The organism is Wolbachia endosymbiont (group B) of Xylocampa areola, assembly GCF_964028205.1.
Lineage (GTDB): Bacteria > Pseudomonadota > Alphaproteobacteria > Rickettsiales > Anaplasmataceae > Wolbachia.
The window spans coordinates 60,575-84,735 of record NZ_OZ034771.1 but is presented as its reverse complement, the minus strand read 5'-3'; the positions used below and the strand labels follow the sequence as shown (position 1 = coordinate 84,735).

General features: G+C 34.0%; 15 protein-coding genes. 11 read left to right on the top strand and 4 right to left on the bottom strand.

Annotated elements, in window-relative coordinates; all coding sequences use genetic code 11:
* Positions 1-66 precede the first annotated feature (66 nt).
* The 10 genes from priA to hemA all read left to right on the top strand — a co-directional run bounded on the left by priA (position 67) and on the right by hemA (position 17,090).
* On the top strand, positions 67-2,514 hold the full coding sequence (gene priA / locus ABWU35_RS00360) for a primosomal protein N' (RefSeq protein ID WP_264685546.1): 2,448 nt from the start codon (positions 67-69) through the stop codon (positions 2,512-2,514).
* Positions 2,515-2,629: 115 nt separating this feature from the next.
* Positions 2,630-3,424 carry an ankyrin repeat domain-containing protein gene (locus tag ABWU35_RS00355; protein ID WP_264685545.1) on the top strand — a complete coding sequence of 265 codons (795 nt, stop codon included), beginning with the start codon at positions 2,630-2,632 and terminating at the stop codon, positions 3,422-3,424.
* A gap of 558 nt (positions 3,425-3,982) precedes the next feature.
* Positions 3,983-5,371: an ankyrin repeat domain-containing protein gene (locus ABWU35_RS00350; protein ID WP_007302183.1), complete on the top strand. Its 1,389-nt coding sequence runs from the start codon at positions 3,983-3,985 to the stop codon at positions 5,369-5,371.
* Positions 5,372-5,503: 132 nt separating this feature from the next.
* Positions 5,504-6,091, top strand: a complete 588-nt coding sequence (gene recR / locus ABWU35_RS00345; protein ID WP_179943646.1) for a recombination mediator RecR — start codon at positions 5,504-5,506, stop codon at positions 6,089-6,091.
* 118 nt (positions 6,092-6,209) lie between these two features.
* Complete coding sequence (locus ABWU35_RS00340; protein WP_007302185.1) at positions 6,210-7,292, top strand: hypothetical protein; 1,083 nt, start codon at positions 6,210-6,212, stop codon at positions 7,290-7,292.
* Between the two features lie 55 nt (positions 7,293-7,347).
* A complete protein-coding gene (locus ABWU35_RS00335; protein WP_007302186.1) occupies positions 7,348-8,568 on the top strand; it encodes a P-loop NTPase fold protein in 1,221 nt (406 codons plus the stop codon).
* 158 nt (positions 8,569-8,726) lie between these two features.
* Positions 8,727-10,631 (top strand): molecular chaperone HtpG, encoded by a 1,905-nt coding sequence (gene htpG / locus ABWU35_RS00330; RefSeq protein WP_007302187.1) that lies wholly within the window; start codon positions 8,727-8,729, stop codon positions 10,629-10,631.
* Between the two features lie 38 nt (positions 10,632-10,669).
* Positions 10,670-13,846 carry an ankyrin repeat domain-containing protein gene (locus tag ABWU35_RS00325; protein WP_264685543.1) on the top strand — a complete coding sequence of 1,059 codons (3,177 nt, stop codon included), beginning with the start codon at positions 10,670-10,672 and terminating at the stop codon, positions 13,844-13,846.
* Between the two features lie 150 nt (positions 13,847-13,996).
* Positions 13,997-15,829: an ankyrin repeat domain-containing protein gene (locus ABWU35_RS00320; protein ID WP_264685542.1), complete on the top strand. Its 1,833-nt coding sequence runs from the start codon at positions 13,997-13,999 to the stop codon at positions 15,827-15,829.
* Positions 15,830-15,893: 64 nt separating this feature from the next.
* Positions 15,894-17,090 (top strand): 5-aminolevulinate synthase, encoded by a 1,197-nt coding sequence (gene hemA / locus ABWU35_RS00315; RefSeq protein WP_007302191.1) that lies wholly within the window; start codon positions 15,894-15,896, stop codon positions 17,088-17,090.
* 280 nt (positions 17,091-17,370) lie between these two features.
* On the opposite strand, the gene ABWU35_RS00310 is transcribed toward hemA, so the two are convergent.
* Genes ABWU35_RS00310 through rimM form a run of 3 tightly spaced genes read right to left on the bottom strand, consistent with a single transcriptional unit; the run spans position 17,371 to position 19,190 of the window.
* Positions 17,371-18,063 carry an inositol monophosphatase family protein gene (locus ABWU35_RS00310; protein WP_007302192.1) on the bottom strand — a complete coding sequence of 231 codons (693 nt, stop codon included), beginning with the start codon at positions 18,061-18,063 and terminating at the stop codon, positions 17,371-17,373.
* Positions 18,064-18,630, bottom strand: coding sequence for an elongation factor P (efp, locus tag ABWU35_RS00305; RefSeq protein ID WP_007302193.1), 567 nt, complete (start codon positions 18,628-18,630; stop codon positions 18,064-18,066).
* A 59-nt stretch (positions 18,631-18,689) separates the two neighbouring features.
* Positions 18,690-19,190 carry a ribosome maturation factor RimM gene (gene rimM, locus ABWU35_RS00300; protein WP_007302194.1) on the bottom strand — a complete coding sequence of 167 codons (501 nt, stop codon included), beginning with the start codon at positions 19,188-19,190 and terminating at the stop codon, positions 18,690-18,692.
* 97 nt (positions 19,191-19,287) lie between these two features.
* On the opposite strand from rimM, the gene ABWU35_RS00295 reads away from it, so the two are divergent.
* The gene (locus ABWU35_RS00295; RefSeq protein WP_264685541.1) at positions 19,288-22,938 is read left to right on the top strand and encodes a DEAD/DEAH box helicase; all 3,651 of its coding nucleotides are present in this window, start codon (positions 19,288-19,290) and stop codon (positions 22,936-22,938) included.
* Here ABWU35_RS00295 and ABWU35_RS00290 read toward each other — a convergent pair.
* On the bottom strand, positions 22,935-24,104 hold the full coding sequence (locus ABWU35_RS00290) for an aspartate aminotransferase family protein (protein WP_264684902.1): 1,170 nt from the start codon (positions 24,102-24,104) through the stop codon (positions 22,935-22,937). The two genes, ABWU35_RS00295 and ABWU35_RS00290, sit on opposite strands and share 4 nt — an antisense overlap.
* Positions 24,105-24,161: the final 57 nt, after the last annotated feature.

Genomic DNA, 24,161 nt, shown 5'->3' with positions numbered 1-24,161 from the left:
TTATAAATTGTGTACTATGAAAAAAGCATTAAGGCTTCTCTATGTATCTAAAAACAGCGCTAACTTATGACAAAAACAGTTGACGTATTACTGCCACTTCCAATTGATCAGCTATTTTCATATGCAGTTGAGGAAGATACTGAAGTTTCAATTGGAGATTACGTAGTGGTGCCGTTTGGCAGAAAGCGTTTGATTGGAATAGTTTGGAAATATAGCGGCAAGAGTGATCGAGAATTAAAATGCATTGAACAAAAGATCGAGTTACCGAGTATCAGACCAAAACTGATCGAATTTGCAGAGTGGGTTGCGCAGTATAATGTAATACCTATCGGTATGCTTGCCAAAGTAATAATGGGAGGAGTATTAAAGGTAAATCAGATAGATAAGTTAGTTTTCACTAAGCAAAAGCAGGAAATAAGTGAAATAGATTGCCAATTAAGCCCTGAGCAGCAAGCAGCTCGCAATAAGATAATAAGTAATTTGAATGAGTATTCAGTGACTTTGCTTGACGGTGAAACCGGGTCTGGAAAAACGGAAGTTTATCTCTCTGTGATTGCACAGTTAATTAAGAATTATAGTATTTACGAACATTGTCTACCAAAAAGGTGTCACTCCATCCTATGGTGTCATTCCGGTACCCCCTTCTTTTGTCATCCCAGTGCCCCGACACTGGGATCCAGTAAAATTGATTGTAAACAGCACACTATACAACATTTTCAATCAAAAAACTGGATTCCAGTGTCAACTACTTGCATGACACCATTTGCTATGCAATTTACTTTCAAAAATAAACGTTATGTCATTCCAGCGTTCAATACACAACTAGACGAATGTTACAATATAAGAGTAATTTTTACCAAAAAGCCAGTGCCCCGACACTGGAACTTAATTTCAAATCAGTACACTAAGCAGTTGTACGATAAAGACTGGATTCCAGTGTCAAGCACTGGAATGACATCATCTACTACTAAAACTACCTGCAAATGTTCAAACACCAAAAGGTTACACACTGGAATAACACCAGAAGAGGGTAATGCACAAGTCCTTATCCTTCTGCCAGAAATTGTTCTAACTTCACAATTGGTAAATCGTGTTCACAGTCAGATATCTGGAAATATAGCTGAGTGGCATTCAGGACTTACTCCAAAAGCTCGCCGAAATAATTGGCTCAATATAGCAAATGGAAGTGCGCAGATCATTATTGGGGCAAGGTCATCACTTTTTTTGCCTTATAAGAACCTAAAATTGATCATCGTTGATGAAGAGCATGACTCATCCTTTAAACAGGAACAAGGAATTATATATAATGCTCGAGATATGGCAATTATCTTAGCCAAACTCGAAAATATTCCGATTATTTTATCATCCGCTACTCCGCTGCTTGAAACAATTTATCATGTTAAAAAAGGGAATTACAACCATGTAAAGCTAACCGAACGATTCGGTGGTGCAGAGTTGCCGCACATAAAAGTAGTGAATAATAAACAATGGATTTCAAATGAGCTTTTCGAAGGGATAAAACAAACCATAGAGAAAAAACAGCAAGTTATGCTCTTTCTAAACCGCAGGGGGTATGCGCAACTTGCAGTTTGTAAAAAATGTGGATATAAAATTTCCTGCTCAAATTGCACTGTATGGCTTACGTACCACAAGAAAAAGAACGTCCTTTTGTGTCACCATTGTTCTTACCAATCAAAACTTCCAGAAAAATGCTCGAATTGTCAAAGTGAGCAGTCATTATCCCTTTGTGGTATAGGAATTGAGAGGTTACTTGAAGAGATAGTAAAACTATTACCAAACGCAAAGACTGCGATTATTAGCAGCGACCAGAAGTCGCTTGGTAGCGTAATTGACTCAGTGCTCAAAGAAGAAGTGAATATTATAATCGGTACACAAGTGATTGCTAAAGGGCATAATTTCCCTAAGTTAACTTTGGTTGGAGTGATAAACGCAGATTTAGGCCTTGAAAATTCTGACCTCAGGGCAGCAGAAAAGACGTATCAATTATTGCATCAAGTTGCCGGTAGATCTGGGAGGTTCAACGAAAAAGGAACGGTAATAGTGCAAACTAATAATCCTGAAAGTTTGATAATAAAAGCATTGCAGCAGCAAAAAAGGGATTTGTTTTATGAAATTGAACTTGAGTCAAGACGCAAAGCTAAAATGCCACCATTTAGTAGATTAATAGCGCTTATAGTTTTCGGTAAGGATCAATTTGCAACGCAGAAAGCAGCAAGTGAGATAACAAGCTTTTTGCATGATCAATGTTCAGCTACTATTCCTTCTGCGTTGTCATTCCAGTGCGTGACTAGAAAAAAAGAACTCGAAATTTTTGGCCCATCACCAGCAGCAATAAATTTTTTAAACAATAAATATCGTTATAGAGTGTTACTAAAGATACATAGTAAACATAGTCTATTCATAAAGAAAAAGCTGAAACATTGGATTAAAAATTACAACTTGAATTCAAATATTGCAGTAACAATAGATGTTGACCCTGTGAGTTTTTTTTGATGTTATTTGAATTTATTTGACATTCACAGAATTAATTATATTAATTTTTTAATCAATGATTTGACTTTTATTAGAGTTTATTATATTATTGATATAACTAGAATAAGGAGATGGTATGAATACTTTACTTGAAATCGTCTGTAGGAAAGGGATAAGGCATAACGAAAAAATTACAGAATTGAAGGAATTCCTTAATAAAAATATCAAAATACCTATTGACAAGGAGTTATTTAAATCAGCTTTATCTATAGAGGATGCTGTAGATATAAGAAAAGATATGGTGTATCTTATTTTGCACTACTGTATTGAACACGATAGTGCAATATCTGAGAAAAAAGAGAAATTATCATTTCAAGACGTGATGAAGATTTTAGATGAAACTGTGAATAGGTTTATTACTCCTCAGTATTTCTATTTCTACAAATTGATAAATTTTCAAGATCAAAGTAGTAAAAATACATTATTACACCAAGCTGTTATAAGTAATAACACTGAGGCAATAGAAGCCCTTTTGAAACATGGCGCAAATTCTTTGATAAGGAATAAAGAAGACAAAATGCCATTAGATTTAGCTCAAGAAGAAAAAACAAGAGAAGCACTCATTAAATACATGCAAGACCAAGCTAAATCGAAAAAAGAAAGTGCTAGATGTAATAGTTTGATTGGCATTATACCTGGCGTTTTTCTTGGCATTGGACTCGGTGTTGGTAGTGCTTTAGTCCCTTCAATGACTATTATATTATGCACACTCGCAGTATCTGCTCTTGTTGCTGGAATAGCAGTTGGAGTGGCTATATATTTCCTAAGTCAAGACTATAAACAGGCTAAATCAATAGAAGAAGCTGTTAATCCTCAACTCTCTTCTGTCAAGTATGAAAAGACTGTAGATAATAAAGCAGTACTAGGATAACTGTGAGTTTTTTAACATTAGATTTCTTGCATAACTGGAATTCGAAAGTTCCAGCGCATTTTTCTTATTGGATCCCAGTGTCAAGCACTGGGATGACATCTTATTATGCAAGAAATCTATTCATTTAAAACTTATTTGAGAAAACGTAGCTATAAAAACCGCAGGTACCAGTTGGTTTTTATTAGCTAAATTAAAGGTCAAGTATCTGGAATTCTGAACATAAGATCCCCCTGTATAAAAAAGATTAGAAAAAATGCAGTGAACATACGACAGATATGCTCTGAAGAGGATACGCTACATTTTTTAATGAGTTTAATAAAAAAGTCTGCAGACGGAGATAGATTTTTGAGCTCAATAAATATCTCTAACTGTAATTGTAATCAGATTTAAAATATGCGGAAGTAATTTTTTAGCTATAAAATCTTCTAAAAAATTAACACAGAAGTTAGTTTCATAAGTATTTTTATCAAAAACTATTTTAAAAAAATTTAAATAGAGTTGAAAAATTTTAAAGATGAGATACCCTACCTGAAATGCAACTTCTGTAAAAAAAGAAATATGAAAGGTGAAATAAACACTGCAGCAAATTTTCAAGCAGAAGACCTTGAGTCTAAAAATGCTACAGATCTTGATTGTTTAGCTAACTCTCTAAATTCTTTGAATGCAAAGAGTGCTGAGATTAAAGATAAAAGGAACGATGTGCCTTTTTCCAGTAGAAAAAGCAACTCGCATGTTTTAGAACTTTTTTCTAGTGAAAATGTTGAGATTAACATTCCAGATGAAACACCTTGTGCTGCTCGGAGTGAATCAGGTATAGCTGTAATATTTAGAGGTATAGCTGGGTTGTTTAAAGGTAGGAATAGTATGGACGTAACCCTTTATCAATCTAAAGTGCAACGTAGCTCTGCAATTGATTACAGTACTACAGAAAGTATAGGGTTACGGCTACTAAATATCTGTAAAGGAGAAGAAGATATCTCTTTTGATCAAGAGATTAATTTTTTATATAAAGAGGGTTATTTGTATGATGTCTTATTGTTGCAAGACGAGGAGAATCATGACACACCTTTACATGTAGCTATAAAAAGAAATCGTACTTGTTTTGTAGAAAAACTTTTGTGTATTCTTAAGGAACCATACTGTTCAAGTGAGTTTTACAAACGCAAATATTTTGAACATAAGCAAGAGAATGAAAAGCCGCTTTTCAAAGTTATTAATACTAATAACAAGGATGGAAAAGATGCAATTACTCTGGCTATTGAAAGCAATAATTCAGAATGCATTTCAGCTCTTTTTAACTACTTAACTCGTGAAAATATTAACAGAAGAAAAGATGTTGAAAATGAGTACACACCTCTACACGAAGCTATGCTTCTTAACAAAAATGAAGCAATCAAAGAGCTTCTCAAATCAAAGGATATAGATACTGAACTCATAGATAAGGAATCTTACAAAGCATATAATTATGCTAATAACAAAGAGGCCATAGAATTGTTTATTCAGCACTATAGTAGTAAAATTAGTGAGTTGCGTATAAAATTAGAAGATAATAATAAAAAACTAGCACGAATTAAGTGCGTCCTAAACAAAACAAAACTTACTTGTGTATGCTTAGCAGCCTTCGGCTCTTGTTTTAGAATGTATAGAAATTCCCATGACATAATAAATGAAGAAGTGAGTGAAGATATGTTATATTATTCTCTTGCATTGCTTGCCAACACTACAGGTCTAATATTATTTTTTAATTATTTGATCGATACAATACTTTCCAAGTATGAAGAAAAAAATTCTAGTTTGAATAAAGAGTCAGACAGTTATGTAGAAGAAAGAAATATGTTGAAAAATAAATTACGTCATTTTCAAAAAAGAAGTACCGTAGTAACTACGCAAATGTGTGAGATAATTTCAGTTATACCTGAATCAGAGTTAGGTTACAGTAGATTGTGATTACATTAATTTTTTCAAGACAGTTCTAAAAAAAGTGGGAAATCTTTTTCATAGCCAATCAAACTAAGCTTTCTTTACGAAAGGTTTGATGTTATCATTTTATAAACTATATCCTGAATTTGTTAAATGAACATTAATATAAAGAATTTAGTTCATGCTTTTTCTAAATTGCCAAGTTTAGGTCCATCATCATCACGAAGATTAGTTATACATTTGCTCCAGAACAAAGAGAGAGTCATGCTACCGCTTGCATCTTTGATTAGAGAGCTAGCGGATCTTATAATAGAGTGCAAAATTTGTGGAAACCTAGATACTAAATCGCCGTGTTCTATTTGTACTAACCCAAAGCGTGACACCAAGTTAATGTGTGTAGTAGAAGAATTGGGTGATCTATGGGCATTTGAAAAAGGGAATATATATTCAGGTATGTATCATGTTTTGGGTGGAAGGCTATCAGCAATAAATGGCATAGGTCCAAAAGAACTGAATCTTGATAACATTCCCAAAAGAGTTACAGAATTTAAAATTGAAGAGGTCATTATTGCAATCAATCCGACATTAGAAGGCCAAGTTACTGCGCAATATATAATTGAATTGCTAAAGAATTCGAATGTAAAAATATCGCGCCTTGCTTGTGGTATACCGATAGGTGGAGAAATTGACTACCTAGATGAAGGGACTCTGAAGATAGCGCTTACTTCAAGACAGGATATTAAATAATATTCCATTTCTTCTGAGCAACATACTTTAAAAATACTGTAACATACTTCAGCCTAGAAACTTGCTTGCTAATTGAAAATATTATACATTTAAATATGGTATTTAAAAATGAGGGGTTATGTTAACTTTTGTACTAGATGGAGTACGTGATACTTATAGTTGGTTAATCAAAAAATCAAGATCAATCGCTCTTGATTTCATTGCGCTATTTAACAAAGAATACGCAGATAGTAAACGAATTGGATACATATTAAAGGATATAAAGATTGACTTAGGACTACAAGTGCCTAATTTAGAAGTGAAAAAATTAAAAGAGTTTGATTTTAAATCAAATGATCTACTCTTAACAAAAAGCGATATTAATTTTCACAATACAGATTTATTAAAGGATATTATTATTAAACCTGATTTCAGCAAAATAATAAGAGAATTAAATCAAGACGAATATGCTCGATATAAGGATCCTGATTTCAGCAAAATAATAAGAGAATTAAATCAAGACGAATATGCTCGATATGAGGATATTATTATTAAGCCTTATTTCAATTTCAGCGAAATAACAAGAAAATTCAATCTAGACGAATACGAATATGCTCGATATAAGGATATTATTATTAAACCTAATTTCAGCAAAATAATAAGAAAATTAAATCAAGACGAATATGTTCGATATATTGATAACCTAAGCTTTATATTTCCATTAATGCTGGTGTATAAAAACTTTGTGCATAGTGACTGGGTATCTGATAAGTATGGTAATTCTGCACTAATAGAATTAATAAAAACTTGTGATAGTAGGAAAATCATGGAGGAAAAAATAGACTTATGGAAGGAAAAAGGAAAGTTAACAATAGATATCAGTTTGGATGCAGGAAGCTTAGCTTATATAAACGGGATGTTTCCTTTAATACAAAAAGCTATTAAAAACAGGAGTTTTATAATTCAAAACTATTCTGGACTCTATGAAAGTGGAATTGAGCAACTAGTAACTGAATTCAAAGATTGTAAAAGTTTAAAGGAAACACAGGAAGTAATAGACGATCTTACACAAAATTACGTGCAATACATGGAAAGATGCATAGAAGAAAAAACAGGAATAAAAACTATCACATATGATCCATGTGGTGTGCTTGATCCTGTAAGTAGCTTGAAAAACATTTCTATTAATGTGTTAGAAAAACATGGATTACTAAGCAAATGATTGTCTGGACCCTTAACTTATAAGATACTATAGTAAAATATAGCATAAGGATCTTATGTGCTTTAAAAAACTTATATCATTAGTAAGATTCAGAAAAAAAGAAGACGAGCAATTACCTAAGGTAATAACTTGGGAGAATGATTGCTTAGGCTATAAACAAGTTGCAAGTAAATTTAGTTCTATAATCAAGACAATTGGTAAGTCTTTTTCTATTGTATCCTTAGAAGGATATGATAAATGGGGTAAGACGTTTTTTTTGAAAGAATGGGTAAAGGATCTAGAGCAGCAAAATGAAATTGCAGCTTATTACAGCGCATGGGATATTAGTGCGCTAGATCAACCATTGCCTTCTTTTTTGCATTTCCTGTTTGAGGATCTATTCGCATCATACAAAGTAAAAAGGAGTGTTATACAGCAGTTCAAAAACATAAACCAAGAACTATTTTCTCTCAATACATTAGGAAAGCTGATCAGTAAATCTCCACTTGCTATGCTTTCAGTATTTCTCGATGCTGCAAAAGAGGCTGATAAGAAAGACATTGGTTTTGTCTTGGGTGAGTTAAATCTTCTCCAAAGGAGAAAAGAGAACATTAGAGATTTTAAAATACAACTAGCAGATGTGGTTAATAAAATCAGGAAAGACAAAAACATTTATATAATGGTGGATGATCTTGATATATGTCGCCCTAAATTCATTGTCGATTTTTTAGAATCCATAAAGTACATGCTTGATGTTGAGGGACTGGTTTTCATTATCTCTGTTAGCCAAGATAAGAGTAATGTGCAAAGAGCAATTAGCACAATACTTGGACCAAATTTTAGCCTAAAATCTTTTACTGATCTCTCTTTGCATTTGCCAAAACAGCCAACAGAGCAGTTTATAAGAAAACTGTTTGAAAGTTCTGAATTACCGAAAAAATCAAAGAGCTTAATTATAGATAGCTTTATATTTTATGCAGAAAGCTTCTCATTATCACTGCAGGCAATACAATACTGTATAAGAAGAATAAAGCTATGTTTTTTGAACCATGCAAAAGAAGAATTACTTGATCCGAATTTATTTACATTTTTAGTAATACTACAGTCAGTAAACACTGATTTGTACGAGGAATTATATTCATCACCTCAGAAAGTACTGGAGAAGATTGAGAGTGATTTAATGCCAAATGGTCAAGAAGAATGGAAAAAGCTTAAAATCTCTCTTGAGACTACTTTTAAAAAAAAAGAATCAAAGACTAACAAATCTTTGAAGCAAATAAGAGATATTATATTCTAGCACTTTCTTCTTAATTTGCATGACACAATGGTTGTACTTATTCCAGTTTAGCATTGGAACCATAAGTTGGCCCACATAAATTTTAGCATGTGTGACCTTGAAAGATCGCAGTGCAATACTTAAATTATTAGAGTAGTAGGCTAATAATGGAGCTCAAAATGCACAACATACAAGAAACTGAAAGTTTAAAATTTGACGCTGAAGTAGGCAAAGTACTAAATATAGTAATTCATTCACTTTATACTAATAAGGATATTTTCTTGCGTGAGTTAATATCAAATGCATCAGATGCATGTGATAAATTGCGCTATGAATCACAATTAAATGCTGATTTATTAGATTCAAGTGATGAGTTGAAGATTACTATTAGCTCCAGTAAAGATAAGAATGAGCTGTATATAACCGATAATGGAATTGGAATGAACAGACAGGATTTAATAGATAATCTTGGCACGATTGCAAGTTCTGGTACGCAAAAATTCTTGGATGCAATTAAGAATAATAAAGATTCGAGCCAAGCTGTAGAGCTGATTGGAAAGTTTGGTGTTGGTTTTTATTCAAGCTTCATGGTTGCTTCAGAAGTTATAGTAGAATCAAGGAAAGCCGGAGAAGAAGAGTCTTGGGTGTGGAAATCTAAAGGAGATGGAGAGTATTCAATCAGCAAATTAGATGGTCAAATCTCTCGTGGCACAAAAATTACGCTCATCATGCGTCCTGAAGAAAGCGAATTTTTAGACAAATTCCGTATTGAAAACATCGTTACTACTTACTCTGACCACATAAATTTTCCCGTTGAGTTTGTAAATGAAGAAGGAAAAAGTGAAAAATTAAATAGCAAAGCTGCAATTTGGACTAAGCCAAAAAATGACGTTACTCCAGAAGAGCACAACGACTTCTTCCGTGGTGTTGCACATGTGGGCGGTGAGCCTTGGATGATATTTCATAATAAAAATGAAGGTGCAATAGAGTATACGAACTTGCTTTATGTTCCTTCTATCAAGCCTTTTGATTTATTTCATCCAGATAGACGCTGCTCTGTAAAATTGTATGTAAATAAAGTGTTTATCACTGAAGATAATGTGCAGATTATACCGCAGTACTTGCGTTTTTTGAAAGGTGTGGTTGATTCACCGGATTTGCCTCTCAATATCAGCAGAGAAACACTGCAAAATAATCGTGTAGTTGAGCAGATTAGGAAATCTTTAACTAAGCGCATAATATCAGAGCTCGGCAAAAAAGCAAAAGAGAATTTAGAGGAATATACAAAATTCTGGGGCAATTTTGGTGCGGTGTTAAAAGAAGGTCTTTGCGAAGCTATGCCAACTGATGAAAGAGAAGCATTGCTTTCCATTTGCAGATTTCATAGCACCAGTGATGGTAAGCTAGTTAGCATTGATGATTATATAAGCAGAATGAAGCCTGAACAGGAACATATCTACTATCTCACAGGTAATAGTCTCGATTCAGTAAAAAACAGTCCACAACTTGAAGGATTCGTCAGCAAAGGATTGGAAGTGCTTCTATTTGTTGATCCAGTTGATGATTTCTGGACTAGCGTGATTCATGAATATAAAGATCAAAAATTTAAGTCTGTGACCCGCGCTGATGTTGATTTAGAAAAATTTTCTTCAGAAGAAGGCAAGAAAGATGAAGAAAATAAATCAGATGAAAACAAAAGCGAAGAAAACGCGGATTCTATACTCGAATACTTCACCAAGGTTCTTGGAAGCTTAGTAAAAAGTGTAAAGATCTCTAAGAAATTAACCGATAGTCCTGTGTGTCTAGCAGTTGATGAAGGAACTATGGACCTCCGTATGGAGCGTTTTTTACGTGAACAGAAGCAGCTAAATTACCGCACGCCAAAAGTACTTGAAATTAACATTAAGCATCCTTTGATAAGAAACATAATGGAATCTCACGCTAAAAATGGTGAAAATCCAACACTTGGAGATATGATTTACTTATTGTTCTATCAAGCTTGTATAGTGGAAGGTGAAGAGATGGAAGACGTAAGTCTATTTGCTAAAAGGCTCAATAACTTGCTTGGCAAAATTTCTATTTAATGCTATACTTAGTTTAGCTAATAATTAGGGGGTAAAACATGGGGTGGAATTTACTTGGTGGGCTCATGCCGCCAGCAGTAGATACTGCAGAAGAAAGGGAGCGTCGCCATTCCAGAGATTCAGGTGCTGAAGAAGAATTTGAAGTTTTAGAACAAGAAGAAATTAAGGAGCATCGTCATTCTGGAGATTCAGGCAATTGTTCAGAGGTTGAGGAAGGACAAAATACTAACAGAGCAATTGAATTGGAATTTCAGCTAACACAATCTTTGCTAAGTCAAGTAAAGGCAGGTGAGAATAATAGGAATGCAAATTCTGGCAAGCAAGCACAACTTGATTTGGAAAGAATGGATTTTGTAATTAATGGGCAAACAATAAGCAAAGCGTATGTTCACGAGTTATATTGCCAGCACAATCACTTAATTTCGAGTGAAAATGCAAATTACCGCCTGTTTGCTAAGCAAGTTTTCACAGAAATGTTTAAATATGCTAAGGCAGAAACTCCAAATGACAATATATTAGAAGAGTTAATTACTAATTGCAATCAGGCTGGGTATGATGGCTCTTTGTTAATGCAGCTCTCTCCTATATTCTCTAAGCATAAACTAAGCTTGCCTCATGCCAACGATAGAAAGATAAGTATTGTATATAATAGCCAAGGTTCTCTCAATATTCAGTATTGTCCAAGTATGCCTGTTAGAGAACTTGATACAAATAAGGAAATATGCAGGGTTGATGCTATTTTAGAGTTCACCCTTAAGTTTCGAGATAGTAAGGTAGAGTATGAAAACGGCAAAGTAACACTTGCTATTCCTGAACAATTAGAGAATTACAAAGTTGATGGCAAAAGTTTGTTAGATGAAATAAATAGGCATTTCGAAGATGAGGATAATAGAATTACAGAGACTCTTGAGAAAAATATGAATGAAGGACCTAAGTCATTTGCTGCTGAAGACTTGTCTATTACTGAGAGTTCATCTGATAGTAGTGAAGTAGCAAACAAAGTAGTTACTGATCCAGGCATTTTAGGTAATGTTGCGAATGTATTGGTAGGTGTTGCAGAAGTTACAGCAGTTGTAGCAACAGAGTTATTTTGGCCTCAAGATCAGGTTAATATAGAACCAAGGCATAATGAAGAAGAATTTACCATTACCCCTAAAAATTTAACCTTTGATGGATTAATAGACGTTATAAATAAAGCAAAAAATTATGGTGATTATGCAGATTTAGATAAAACTATAAATAATATAGAGGAAAGCGATAGATTTATTACTGATTTAAATTGTGGTAATTTGAAGGATTTTTGCTCTCAACAGCTTAATTTGACTGATCATATGCACAATGTGCTGTTGAATAATAGCTATGATGAAACAAATGGTTATTATAATTATTCAGTAAAAGAGCTTTCACTACTAGCCATTGCAGCTGATGACACACTTGTGGAAAGGTATGCAGAAACGCATAAAAGTATATTATTTACGCAAGATGAAGGTCTCGATAGGCTACTTATTGGTGTTGGTGGACAGCGCTATACTAAGCTTTTATTAGAAGATTTGGAAAAAAATCGAAGTACTATTCTACCTTGGCATAGCATATGTGAAAAACTTCGAAGGGCGTTGTCTATTCGTAATCAAGAATGCGTGAAAGCGGTATTAGATAAATTTAAAGATACTGAAGCCAGGTCTAGAGTTTCTGATATGTCAGAAAAATTTTTGCACTATGCTATACAACAAGATTTTATAGATGTAGCAAAGACTATTATTAATCATAAAATTGCTGATATTAATAGTATAGACAATTCAGGGCATGCACCTTTGCATTGGGCTGTGGCACGTAATAATTTAGAATTAATGGGCTTGCTTATTGGAAATGGCGCTGAGATTGATATTCAAGATGAGAGGCATGGCAGAACAGCTTTACATTGGGCTGCTTACCATGATAAATTTGAAATAGTAAAATTACTTGTAAACAAGGGAGCTGATTGGAACATTCAAGATAGAGATGGCAAAACAGCTTTAGATCTGGTAGGAACGAAAAGTTTATATTTGGTAAGGGAAGAAAACAGGGAAAAATCTTCTAGTGAATCAAAAATCACAAAATTTCTTGAAGGTTTAGATGATAAAACACCTTTGCATTTAAATATTAAAAAAGATCCAGAATCCAAAAATATTGATAATCAACAGCCGCAAAGAAACATTGTTGATAAAGTAGAGAATATTATGAATAATGAAGAGGCTTCAATAGAAGAAGCTATAGGTAATAATTGTGAGGAGGGTAAAATGCCTGGAAATGAAAAAATTATAGGAGAAAAATTGTCTAATGCTGTCGATAGAATCAATCTTACTCGTTTGATACATTTATTAAAGAAATTAGAAGTCAGCACATATGAACCTACTGTACAGAAGCTCTTGGACCAAGCAAATGACAAAATTACAAATTTGGAAGAGGGTGAGCAAAAAGAGGCTCTTGAACAAATAATACTATTTCTTGAAAATGAGCTCAAGCACACTGCTGCTACATTACCAGTAGACAACAATGTAGAAGCTGCTGCAAGTAGCCAAGAAGCTCCTTTGGTAGAGTCTAAAGAAAGCTCACCATCACTGAGTTCTGAGGAGGATGATTTTTCTAAACTTGAAGGTAATAAAAGTGATTGCTCTGCCGGAACTTCCTCAGACTCTAATAGTAATTCTCCATTTGAAAAAATTAGTGAAGAAGGTCATGAAACAAGAATATCTGTAATTGACACAGTGGAAGCTGAAGCAACAGCTAATGGTACTGTTTCTAGTAATTCTGTTCCTTGTACTTTAAGAGTAGAATTAACAAGTGATGATGAAGATGAATTTCTTTCGATTGAAATTGAAGATGTTAATAATGATATTAACGTTAATCAACCTACTGAGCATGTAGAACAAGTTGCTAACGGAAATGGACAGCCAAAAACAGAATTGCCAAGAATTAATGAGCAAAGCAGCAAAAGTGGCCTCAAAAAAAATCCACAAAATACAAAGAAGTATGTTGTAGCTGCTTCTGCGCTTGCAATAGCCGGTATTGTTTCAGGGGTGGCTGTTGCAGTTTACTTGGAAATGTTAGCGGTAGGAATAGCAGTTGCAGCTTGTTGTCTTATTGCAGCTACAGTTACATACTGCTGTAGACCTAAAAGCTTAATTGAGAATGGTGAGCCTGCAGAGATTGTGTTCAAGGAAAGGTCTGTATACTAAATATAGTAGTCTATTATTTAATAATTTATTATAATTATATTGATTATTAATAGATAAAAACTTGGTAGACTACGAAGAGATGCTTGCTAAGTTGACAAAATTGCCATTTAATGCTACACTTAGCTTAGCTACTAATTAGTGAGGAAAAACATGTTAGGTTCAGATTTTGTATCACAGGAATCAAACAAAATTTTAAAGAAATCAGATTCTAGGGATTCGGGAACTGAAGAAGGGTTTGAAATTTTAGAACGAGAGGAAAAAGAGCGCCGTCGTTCTGAGGATTCAGGTAATGAAAGTCAAGAGGAATCTGGCGTTAATAATTCTGATACTAAATCTAGTGCAGTAACTACGTTAGAATTTCAGCTAACACAATCTCTGCTGGGTCAAGTAAAGGCAGATGAGAATAATGAAGATGTAAAGTCTGGTAACACAGCTTATCAAGACCTATATAGAACGGATTTTTTTGTAATCAATGATCGCACTATAGATAATAGTTTCATTAAAGGGTTATATGATAAATATAATGAGGGAGATGATAAACGTCTGTTTGCAAAGTATGTTTTTACGGAAATTTTTAAACATGCTAAAGCAGAGGTTCCAAATGACTATATACTGGAAGAGTTAATTACTAGTTGCAATCAAGCTGGGTATGATGGCTCTTTGTTAATGCAGCTCTCTCCTATATTCTCTAAGCATAAACTAATCTTGCCTCATGCCAATGATAGAAAGATAAGTATTGTATATAATAGCCAAGGTTCTCTCAATGTTCAGTATTGTCCAAGTATGCCTGTCAGGAAACTTGATACAAATAGGGAAATATGCAGGGTTGATGCTATTTTAGAGTTCACACTTAAATTTCATAATGGTGAAGTAGAGTATGAAAATGGTAAAGTAACACTTATCATTTCTGAGGAATTAAAAGCTGGTAGGGAAAGTTTACTAGACGATATTAATGAACGTTTCACAGATTATGATAATGATGGATTTATTCATTTACACGTTGCAGCACAAAAAGGTAATGTTGAGCTTGGCAGGCATTTACTAGAATGTGGTGCAAATATTGAGATTAAATCAAAAACAAAAGTAGGTGGTGACACTGCACTTCATTTAGCTGCCAAGAGTGGTCATAAAGATTTTGTGAAGCTTTTACTTGATAATGACGCAAATGTTAATTCAGTAAGCAGTACAGGCAGCAGAGTAACTCCTTTACATGAAGCAGCATATAGTGGACATTCAGATGTTGCAGAATTGCTAATAGAGCGTGGCGCAACAGTTGATGCTAAAGAACGATATAATCTTACTCCTTTGATGTATGCTTCTGCAGAAGGTAATTCGGCAATGGTGGAATTACTTTTAAAAAAAAAGGCAGATCTTTATTTACAACATCATAATGGTGAAACTGCATTGCACTTAGCTGCTGATAATGGTCATTCTGATGTAGTTGCCATTTTGATAGGTGCAGCAAAAGATAAAAAAAAGTATGTTAATACACAAAGTAGGGATATTGGTACTGCGCTACATGTTATAGCTTATAATCGAAAAATAAATGAAGGGCATAAAAAATCTGCAAAATTGCTAATAGACAATGGTACAAGCCCGTATTTAGAAAACGATCCAATTATTAATAAACCATCAGATACTCTTTTGAAAGGAAGCTCTTTAGATATGGCAAAAAAGCGAGGAAATAAGGGATTTTTGGAATTTATGTCATCTTTAGGCTATTCAGCAACCGTACCAAGCAATTCAAAGAATGATCCACAAAACACAAAAAAGTATGTCGTAGCTGCTTCTGCGCTTGCAATAACTGTTATTGCCTTAGGAGCAGCTGTTGCAGTTTACTTGGAAATGTTAGCAATAGGAATAGCAGTTGCAGTTTGTTGTCTTATTGCAGCTACAATTACGTACTGCTATAGGCCTAAAAGCTTAGTTGAGGATAATCAGGTCACAAAGGTTATGCAGACAGAAGAATGTCAGTCTAAGTAATAAATATAGTAGTCTATCATTTAATAATTTATTATAATTATATTGATTGTTAATAGATAAAAACTTGGTAGACTACGAAAAAATATTCTTAAATAAAATCAAAGATATAAAAGAAGAAGGGCGCTATCGTGAATTTACGCATTTTGCGTCATTACCTGGCAAACTTCCCTATATTATGGATTATGAAAGAAATAGAGAGGTTATTGTCTGGTGCAGTAATAATTATCTGGGAATGTCACAAAACGATAGTGTCATTGCTGCTATTCAAAATTCATCTGTTGGTGCTGGAGGAACAAGAAATATATCAGGTACAACAAAGGAAGTTGTTGAGCTCGAGAAATCTTTGGCTGACTTGCATCAAAAAGAAGCTGCTTTAACTTTTGCTTGTGGCTATCTTGCCAACCAAACTACACTTAGTACTTTATCGTCTGTTATTCCGGGCGTGGTAATTTTTTCAGATGAGAAAAACCATTCTTCAATGATAGAAGGTATAAAATCAGGAAAAAGACCGAAGCACATATTTAGGCATAATGATGTTGATCACTTAGAGCAGTTGCTAAAGTCTATAGATATAAAAACGCCGAAAATAATAGCACTTGAATCTGTATACTCAATGGATGGTGATGTAGCACCGCTTGAAGCGATATGTGATCTAGCAGATCAGTATAATGCAATTACCTATTTGGATGAGGTACACGCAGTTGGCATGTATGGACCGCGCGGTGGCGGAATTGCAGAAAGAGAAGGTTTGATGGATAGAATAACTGTTATTCAGGGTACATTATCAAAGGCTTTTGGAGTGATGGGTGGATATATAGCGTCTTCAAAGAGCTTGGTGGATGTAATAAGAAGTTCAGCCCCAGGATTTATTTTTACTACTGCTATGTCGCCCGTTTTAGCAGCAGCAGCAAAGGCAAGCGTTGAGCATCTAAAATCAAGCAACATTGAAAGAGAAAAGCAGAAGCAGGTGGTTGAGAAAGTAAAAGACTCACTGAGAAATGCAGGAGTGAATTTTATGCAAACAGAAACTCATATAATTCCAATCATAATTGGCGATCCTGAGTTGTCCAAAAAAGCATCAAAATTGTTATTTGATGAGTATGGAATATATGTACAACATATAAATTACCCAACAGTTTCAAAGGGGACTGAGCGCTTCCGTATTACTCCTACGCCTTACCATACAAATGAAATGATAGAGCATTTAACAAAATCTCTTGTAAAAGTTTTTGAGAAATTATCTGTTTGTGTCTGTTGTTGAGTTTAAAGTTGCCAAGAATAAGGTATCTATTTAAAAGCATGGTTAATGTACAAAATCAGTGCTTTATTTCTTGTCATGAAAGTAGCTAACACTGGGATCCAACTAAGTTACTTTACAACATTTTTTGTGCAAAAGGACTAGATGCCATTGTCACACACTGACTATTTGTTCCTATAGTTGTCTTTTCTCGTCTATCTTATTTTGCTACCCTGCTGCAATGAGGGGTAGGTAAGACCATTTATTATTTTCACTACGTGACTTTTGCTCTTTTGAATGAACTTTAGTTTATATCTCCAGCAATGACAAGCGCGTTATCTTCCCTTAATCTCCCACCGCTTTCTTGCAGAAAAAGCCTACCGAGTGAAGTTTTATATTTATTAATTCCAGAGTAAATTATTCCATTGTATCTTCCGGCAGCAAGATATGCAAAACCTAGTACCGTTGAGCCAAGGGAGCGTAGATTATTATTGTCAAGTGGTAATTTATTTAACAAATTACCACTTATGTCTATTATTCCCCCTTCACGAGCTTTCATCCGCATTTTTACATGGCGAGATTTGAAATCTTCAAGAAAAGCTCCTTTCTTTTCCTCTGCCCAGAAAGTTTCTCTAAGGGCTGGAGCATCAATCACAGCTGCTACAACTCTGTTTTTATGAATGAGACAAACTGATACTGCAAAATAAACCATACAACTAAAAAGGTTTTCCTTGCCTTCTATAGGCATAATAAACCAAGTATAACCGCCGTCTTTTAGATCTTGGCCCACATCGTCTTCAAAAATAAAGTCATAGTTCTGGTTGTAGTTTTTCAAGCAATCGTATATAAGTTGCTTGGATTTTGAATAAGTTTTATTGATAAAGTCTGCTGACTTAACGCTTGAAATTTGCAATTCATTAAAATCACGTATAAGCTGCTTGGAGGCACTGCGTACAGAATCAAGCATCACATTGATTCGTGGTGATGAAATTGCCATTTACTCTTTTACTCTTTCGTAATAGCTGTTATCAGGAGTATGTAATACAATTTTATCCCCTTCTTTTATAAATTGAGGCACGTTAACACGTATTCCGTTTTCCAAAATTGCAGGCTTATAAGAAGCAGTAACAGTCTGACCTTTGATAACAGACTCTGTCTCTTTTACAGTTAGTGTAACGTGATCAGGCACATGTGCAGAAATTATTTTATCTTGATAAGTTACTACTTTAATTTTCATATTATCTTGCAAATAAGCCTTCTTTTCCCCTAATAAGTCTAAATTTATAACAATCTGCTCGTAACTACTTGGATGCATAAGATTTACGATATTCCCTTCAGTAAAGAGATAAACATATTCCTCTTCATCTAAAATTGCCCTTCTGATTGTTGCATCAGAGCGAAACCTCTCATAGTACTTTGCTCCTGTTTGGATATTTTTCATTTCAGCTTGTATATATGCACCACCCTTACCAGGTTGAGTATGCATAATACTTATAACCGAAAATAAACCACCGTTATGTTCTAGTACCTGACCTGGCCTGATATCATTAGCCCTTTCTGCCATAATTACACTTTTAATTTAGTCTGATGATTATAAATAACTTTATACAAATATCAAAATTTTTATTGGCCAATGAATTCTGGCATGTTGATTACTATATATCTTTCCTTCATGTTGATGTATGGAAATATTTCTTTAGTGAAAGATAGCATAATGTTTTTTTTTGTGCTGATAACCAAAATTTCTAATATATCCCCTGAGCCAAAATTATGTACAGACTTCACATAGCCATATAATTCATTACTTTCTAATCTTACTTCCATATTCACAAGATCATTTTGGTAAAATTCATCCTCATCATTTAATTGTGGTAGCTTATTTCTCTCTATATATAACTTTTTATTTCTTAAAAGTTCTGCTTCATTACGGGAGTTCACACCGCTAATTGTTGCTATTACTAAATTATTACTGACAACAGACACCAAGCTTATTTTATAATTTTCACTTCCGCTTATTAGTTCACCATATAGGAAAATATTTTCGGGCTTTTCAGTAAAGGTTTTTATCTTAACAGCTCCTTTGATTCCATGGGGAGAAGTAATTATTCCGAGGCATATATTCATATTAATATGATAGTTGAAATCAGCTTTTTGTCTATAGAATTGACAATTTACTGAATTAACATACAATTAATATTGTGATAATTATAGTGGATAATGTGTGAGTTCTATCAGCAATCAAGAAAAGCAAAGTATTATAAGTGGCTTAGAAGAAATCAACTGTAAGTTGCAAGGTGAATCTATAAAACTTGATGATACAAAGGAATCTATAATAGTAGCACGTCGTAAACCTGTTGTTGAAGAGGCATTAGAACATTTACGCAACCCTTCTACTACTAACTGTAATGTTCTGATCGATGCAGAAACTGGGTTTGGCAAGACTTACGATATTGGAATGTGGAGCCATGTACTAGCCCAAGCAGGGTTTCATCATCTGGTTGCAGTACCAAACAGTGATCTAGTAAACCAAGCTAAAAAAATGATGAGTAGTGCATTTACTGTAAACATTAGGACACCCAAAACTGCTGAGGAAATTAAAAATGCACTGCAGGCAACTAAACCTACAACAATTATAGTGACACATGACCTGTTATTACAGCAAGAAAATGATCGTAAATTTAAAGACCAAAATACCAAGTTGTGGATTAGTGTTGATGAAGCAGACAGTATTAACAAGCAGCAGGATTTTGAGAACATGTGCAAGCTTGATGAGAAATATCCTACGACTTACCTCACTGCAACACCAAAGAGAAGGATTTTAAATAGATGCGGAAAAGTTATCAGCCCGACAAGATTGAGTAGACGTTGTATTGCAAACGCCATCGAAACAGCAAGTGTTATTGCAAAAACCAATAGGAGAACAAATTTCACTCTAGCATTTGTAGTGAATATTGCTGTTACTATAATACCTATGATTACATTATTTCCTGTTATAAATAGTAATGTTGCTGCTGTAATTGGTCTAACTTCAGATTATTGGCTGTATTCTGCTTTGATTGGAAACTTATATTATACAATTTCTATGTTTATATTTGGTATAGTAATGTTGCCAATTTGGTGGGTACTAACTAAAGCAACTGGTGTAGAGTCAAAAGAACTGCTTTCTAGATTTCTTGCTAACGTGCGTAGCTTATTTACTAGAGAAAAATTGAGCCCAGCTCATGAATATGTTGAAGAGAGCGAAGAAGTTTTTAATTACAATAAGCTTGTTGATACCGATGATTTATTAACTTCTATAAGATGGAATGTGCAAAGCCCAATTGGAGAAAGTGCTCTGCTTTTAGCTGATGATGTAAATAGTATAGTTAATCTTAACTTTGCGTTGCAGGGTAGAGATAATTTAGTATATGAAGGTAGTACACGTTATGAAGTGTATAATAAATTTCAGCCTGAAGGGATGTCTTATCAAGACTATAGGCTCAAGTTACGTGAAACGAACTTTATAAGCTGCGTTAAAAAGCAACATCCTAGTCTGACAGAAGAGCAGATATCTGAATTAAAAGAAAAGGTGGATTTCAGTAGTACTGCTGAATATCTAAAATATAGAGTAATGCATTCAATGATCGATCTTACTCTCTCATATTTAATGAAGTGTGATAATATTACTTTAGATAAAAAAAGAAGAGAAGGTTTGAGTGAATTGATAGAAGATGTTAAAAAGAATGTTAGCACCACTAATGATAACAATATTATAAGCTACCTAGAGAGAAAAGGCTTTAGTGAGCAATTTGCTAGAGATGAGCTCTTACTGCAAATAAAGACAGTAATTGAAGCACTGAGTAAAAGTGATAATGAGCAATGCAGCTTAATAGTTGATAATTGGCGCTTAAGCAAAGAGCTCCATGACCTCATGGAAAGAGAGGAAGGTATACTACATAGTCTCATTGATTTCTGCAAACAAAATAAATGTATCTTTGCAGGAATTGGGAAAAATGATCTTGGTATTGGAGAAAATAGACCCTTTTCAGCGATAATACGTAATCAAATAGGTAAATATCGAACTATTTATTGTGATTATGAAAAAAGAGATTTTGATTCATTGGCTAAATATGCGTTGACAACGGTTATAGATGGATCGAAAGGTCGTGGATTTGATAGTGAATATAATCATGTTGCATCAATATTTGCAGATTCGGTTAGTCAGTTCAATAATCCATCTGAAGCCCTACAGAATCTTGGAAGAAATAGAGAGCGTAATGAGAGCAGACAATCATGGTTTTTCACTGCTGCAGGTGAAGAAGTTGAGCTATTTGTGAATAAGATCTTAGCAAATTTTAAAAAGGAACCACAGAAATTTTGTCAGAAAGTTTTGTTTCCAGCTACTAATAAATACAATAAGTTGCTAAAAAATAGAATGGGAGAAGAACTTGGAAGAAAAATAGAAATCTATATTAGTAAAAATATTGATGCATTAGGAAATATTGATGATTCAGCTCTGAAGAAGTTTTCTAGTGATTTGATAAAAGAAACGTATGAAAAAGTTCATGATATAAATGATTTTGATGTCAAAAAGACAGAACAAGATTTACATAGGATTTTAAAAAGTACAGAGGCATACCTTCGTTCATATGAGAACAGAATTAAAAACAACGGTAAATTATCTTGCACACGCTCAGCTTTATTTTCTGTGGGGAGTGCTATAACAAAGGTAATGTATTATCTTTGGGCAGGGTTTGACTATTTAGTCTTTTTGGCTAAAGCGTACAATATAGATAAATCTGGAGATACCAGTGCAAGAGCGTATGTACACATAATCAGAAACTGTCACTGTGAAAGTAGTGTGAAGGCGCAAAATGTATTGGTTCATGCATTAGAAATTGCCAAAGAACATGACAGCAGTTTCAAAAGAAATAGTTTGTACGAAGGCAATGAGGATAGATGTAAAGAAAAAATCATCTCATATTTTCAATCCAAGCAATATATACGTGCATTAGATAGAACAATTGCTCAAATTGAAAATGAACACTTAGCAGCAATTTTGAAAGCTGTAGGCTACAGAGGTGATACTGATAAAATGGCACAAGAAATTAAAGATTTTTTATCTGATTTAAAGAAATTAGACTGTGTGAAATTTAGAGAAAAGTATTATCAAGGAGATTTATATCAAGAAAGCAAATTATGCAAGATCAATGATCGAATTAGTATGGTAATTAATGAAGTTGTAAGGTGCCATAAGTGGCGTCATGGAATAGAGAACTTGGAGCTCAAATTAAAAAATGGCCATAATATTTTTGACGTAAGAGTCAATAATGATTTTTCTAAGTTACGTGAGAAAAACTTTAACAAACGCTCTAAAGAAAGGACATATCTAGGTAGAGCTATGTTACTTATTGGGTTTATAATTTCAATGGAGCTTATAGGTAGAATATCATCAGGTCAGACCATGCAATTGCCTTTACTTTGCGGTTTTATAGTATTTGGACCACTGGCACTCTTGTGTGGTGCATTGTTATATGAAATAACGACCTATTTAGTGAGAGGAGCATTTTTTATTTTTGGAGTGCCAATTCTTTTAGGAGAACTGTCTAAATGTGTTTTGAGAAACGGCTCAATGAAAAGTTTGTTAGATATGACATTATCGCTTGGTAACTCGGCTTTTCTCAATATTCCGAAAGACATCGTGCAATCGTTTATATTTGAGGATATAACAAAATTTGACTCACTAAGTGATATAAATGAGCTTACACTGATAAGAGAACAGGAAAAGGCAAAGTGTACAAATGAAGTAGCTGATAAAGTTGTATCTACTGCTTTATCTGCAATTTTGATACAGCCAACAACTAGTGAGCAGGAAGGTTTAGTTTTTAACTAGAACTTTTCAGATAAATACTGAGTGAGGATTTCAATGCCTTCATCAATCTCTTTTTCAGTGATAATGAGTGGAGGCAAGATTCTTACAACGTTATCTGATGTTACTCCAACAGTGAGTAAACCACGGTGACTTAGCTCTTCTGCAAATTTTTGGTTATTCATTTTTACTTTTATTCCTAGCATCAACCCTTTTCCTCTCACTTCTTCTATCATTGGAAACTTGCTTGCTAAGTCCTCTAGTTTGTTTTTTAAAGACTTACCTCTAACTTCAACATTTTCTAAGAAGCCAGGGCCGAGCAATTCATCCAATACAGCATTACCTACTGAAGTTGCAAGTGGATTACCACCAAAAGTAGAACCATGCATACCGACCGCCATGTACTTAGCAACCTTTTCAGTTGCAAGACAAGCCCCCAGAGGGAAACCTCCTCCTATTCCTTTTGCAAGAGCACATATGTCAGGCTTAATTCCTATGTGTTCAGATGCAAATAACTTTCCTGTCCTGCCAGCACCGCACTGAACGCAATCAAAAAATAGCAGTATGTCGTTTTCGTTACATAGTTCTCTTAGCTCTTTCATGAAGACTTCACTCATTACTTTAATACCACCTTGTCCCTGTATTGGTTCTATTAATATAACACCTATGCCATTAGAAATTGCTTTCTTTACACTCTCAATATTGGGCTCTATGTTATCACACCAGTCAATATAAGGATTCAGTAATTCAGAAAATTTCTGTCTATCGTTTGTTGCACAAGTTAAAAATGTCCTTCCATGAAATGCACCATGAAATGTTAGAATTCTATAGCGATTTTTATTACCTTTTCCATTTTGATAGGCCCTAGCGATTTTAAGTCCACATTCCACTGCTTCTGATCCAGAATTTGCAAAAAATACAGTATTAGCAAAGCTGTTGTTTATTAAATTTTCTGCAAATTTGTTGGCAGTAGATATATTATAGGTATTTGATATATGCCATAGTTTTTCTCCTTGTAATTTTAGGACATCAGTTAATCGTGGGTTGGCATGACCTAAACTGCTAACAGCTATTCCAGAGTGAAAATCTATATAGCGCTTATTATCGATATCATACAAGTAAATACCTTTGCCATAAGAAAAATTTATGTTAACAGGAGAATAAACTGGCAAGATAGGAGAAATTGTCATAAAAGTATGATATGCTAATTTTTTATTAATACCATAAAAGACGTTATTTCACAATGA